This window comes from Betaproteobacteria bacterium (assembly GCA_016791345.1).
Taxonomy (GTDB): domain Bacteria; phylum Pseudomonadota; class Gammaproteobacteria; order Burkholderiales; family JAEUMW01; genus JAEUMW01.
Map to the genome: position 1 here is coordinate 1 of JAEUMW010000141.1, position 2137 is coordinate 2137.

A 2137-nucleotide genomic window follows, 5' to 3' on the forward strand; every position below is an offset into this window, starting at 1 on the left:
AAGCCGAAGCCGATCAGCGAAAGCGAGGTCCGCAGCCAGGCCATCAACGTTCGCTCGAACGCGAGAAAGCTGCGTTCGACCGCGAGCGAGGTACGCTGCTGTGCGAGCCGGGTGCCGCGGTCGGGCACCGACTCGGTTTCACCTGTCACGTCGGATGCCCCGCTCCAATCGGCTGCAACTCACGCACGCCATGACAGAAGCGGAACTTGCGGCCGCTGCCGCACGGACAGGGTGCATATGGGCCGCGCTTCCTGTCTTCCGCCTCAACAGCCGCCATCACCTCGGCCGGCGCTCGCCCACCCGAGAAGAGGTGACCCATCCGCTCCATTGCGGGCCGGGTATGCGTGAAGAACCTGTAGAGACCCGCACACAGGTAGTTATGTCCCGGCTCACCACCCGCTGACAGCACGAACCGATCCTTGGGGCAGCCACCGTTACACAGGGCGCGCACCTCGCATTTCTGGCACTGTTGCGTGAGCGTGTCACGCTTGTCCCGTCCGAACTTGCGTTGCTCGGGTGAGGCAACGAGCTGCAGCATATGCGTCTCGTGGATGTTGCCCAGCTTGAAACCGGGCTCGACGAAGTGATCACAGGCGTAGAGATCGCCGTTGTACTCGAGCGCCGGCCCGTTGCCGCAAGTGGGCGCGTGTATGCAGAGCTTGTATTGACCGAAGTACGCCTCGAGGGTGACGTCGAAAATCTGCACGAACACCTTCCCGACGTCGCGCCGGACCCACTCCTCGAAGACGTCGATGAGAAACTGGCCATACTGCTCGCCGCCCACCGAGCGGTCGGTGACAAGGGTGCCGGTCTGCGTGTAGAGCAGGCGCTTCTCCCGTGGCCGCGCGCTCCAGCCGAGGTTGGCGATATGAATCGTCTCCGCAGTCGCGCGTTCCACGATCGGAATGAACTGCATCCAAGTGGCACCCAGCTCATCGCGGAAGAACTGGTAGACGCGCCGTCCATGCTGCTGGTTGGCGGCGTTGACCGTGCACAGGATGTTGAAGTCCACCTGGTGCTCCCGCAGCGAACGCCAGCCTTTCATGACGAGGTCGAAGGTGCCCTCGCCGCCGCGGGTGACGCGGTTGGCGTCGTGGATGTCCCGCGGACCGTCGACTGAGAGCCCCACGAGGAAGCTGTTGGCCTTCAGAAACGCGCACCACTCATCGTCGAGTGCGATGCCGTTGGTCTGGAACGTGTGCCGGACCTGCTGCCCCGGGCGACGGTACTTCTCGACGAGCTCGATCGAGCGCCGGAAGAAATCGACACCCATCAGCGTGGGTTCGCCGCCTTGCCAGGCAACCGTGACTTCGGGTGTGCGGTGAGATTCGAGGAGCTGGCGGATGTACGCCTCCAGGGTGGCGTCGGACATCCGGTGCTTCTCGTTCGGATACAGCGCTTCCTTCGACAGAAAGAAGCAATACTTGCAGTCTATGTTGCAGGTCGAGCCGGACGGCTTCGCCAGCAGATGGAAGCGCAGCGGCGCCGCGCCGGCGAGCTTCGGGTCGAGTGCGGGCGATTGTTCCATCGGTTAAGGTTTCCCCGAAACTCGGCACTCGCCGTGCGGCGGTGCGTTCAGGCTGCGACCAGCATCTCAGGGAGCGGCTCAGGACCTCTTCCGCCGCTGCGATTTAAGCCGAATTGATTGTGACAGGATAAACGACAAAACCATCCCGATTCCATAAAAGAAGCTGACACCTCTTTCCGGTCAGAAGCCGAAGCATTGAAGTATTGCTCGGATAATTGGGTTTCGATCCGAACGTAATGGCTGGTGTGGTCACCGATACCTGCATCGAGCACCGCCTCCTACGGGAGTGGTCCCATTTAGCCGCTGCTTGGAGCCTATGTGCCCGCCGGGACCGCCTCCTCTCCTTTCCATTCTTATCCACCGCGCGGCGATTTGGCCTTCAAACCACTCGCGATACCCCACGGCGCGGCGATCTCCGGGGGTTGATCGAGACTGGCGGCGGCACGATCGAGCGCGAGCAGTCGGGACGCGATGGATCGCGTGTATTCGTCGAGAGGAATCACGCACCAGCCGTGTTCGAACATCTCGCCCTCGAGCGGTGCCGGATAGCGCGGCTGCCCGTCGATCACGACATACGCGGTCGCCGCGAAACGCCGGTTCGCCAGGCCG

4 protein-coding genes are annotated in these 2137 nt (G+C 62.8%); all 4 read right to left on the bottom strand.

All coding sequences use genetic code 11. From position 1 onward, the window contains the following. The coding region (locus JNK68_05860; protein MBL8539880.1) for a DUF202 domain-containing protein at positions 1-149 on the bottom strand (149 nt) is incomplete at its 3' end. Then, positions 146-1528 (bottom strand): anaerobic sulfatase maturase, encoded by a 1383-nt coding sequence (locus JNK68_05865; GenBank protein MBL8539881.1) that lies wholly within the window; start codon positions 1526-1528, stop codon positions 146-148. The genes JNK68_05865 and JNK68_05860, both read right to left, overlap by 4 nt. 47 nt (positions 1529-1575) lie before the next feature. Continuing rightward, positions 1576-1800: a hypothetical protein gene (locus JNK68_05870; GenBank protein MBL8539882.1), complete on the bottom strand. Its 225-nt coding sequence runs from the start codon at positions 1798-1800 to the stop codon at positions 1576-1578. A gap of 81 nt (positions 1801-1881) precedes the next feature. Further along, positions 1882-2137 (bottom strand): hypothetical protein (locus tag JNK68_05875; GenBank protein MBL8539883.1); only part of this gene is annotated, 256 nt, incomplete at its 5' end.

What these genes read in the sequence shown, in the direction of transcription:
- JNK68_05865 (MBL8539881.1), bottom strand. Translation starts at nt 1,528, where the DNA reads ATGGAACAATCGCCCGCACTCGACCCGAAGCTCGCCGGCGCGGCGCCG.